The following is a 581-nucleotide window of genomic DNA, read 5'->3' on the forward strand; positions in this document are numbered from 1 at the left end:
GCGCGGCACCGACCGCGCCGCGCTGCGCGCCGGGCTGGAGTCCTGGCTCGCCGGCGGGCGGCCGACCGCGGTCCGCCAGGGCGTGGCGCGGCGCCCCGCCACGGGCGGCATGGCCTTCGTCTTCTCCGGCAATGGCAGCCAGTTCCCCGGCATGGCGCGCGAGGCCATGGCGCACAACGCCGCCTTCCGCGCCGCCGTCGAGCAGGCCGACAGCCTCCTCGCCCCGCTCACCGGCTGGTCCGGCGCCGCGCTGCTGGCCGAGGGCGTCACCGCCGGGGCCCTGGCCGGGACCGACCATGCCCAGCCGCTGCTCTTCCTGGTGCAGCACGGCATGCTGGCCGCGCTGGCCGCCGAGGGGCTGCGGCCGGATCTCTGCCTCGGCCATTCGGTGGGCGAGGTGGCGGCGGCGCTGGCGGCGGGCATCCTGACGCTGGAGCAGGCGGTGCGGCTGGTGGTCGCCCGCTCCCGCGCGCAGCACGCCCGGCGCGGCTTCGGCCGCATGGCGGCGCTCGGCGCCGGGCCGGACGAGGCCGCCCCCCTGCTGGCCGCCCAGCCCCCCGCCGCGGCCGGCGGGCGGGCGG

General features: G+C 81.1%; 1 protein-coding gene. It reads left to right on the forward strand.

The annotated features are described in order from the left end of the window. Nucleotides 1-581, forward strand: a 581-nt coding sequence (locus ACVMLK_RS21280) for an acyltransferase domain-containing protein (RefSeq protein ID WP_457487574.1), incomplete at both ends; no start/stop codon positions are given.

This window comes from Teichococcus aerofrigidensis (assembly GCF_054073225.1).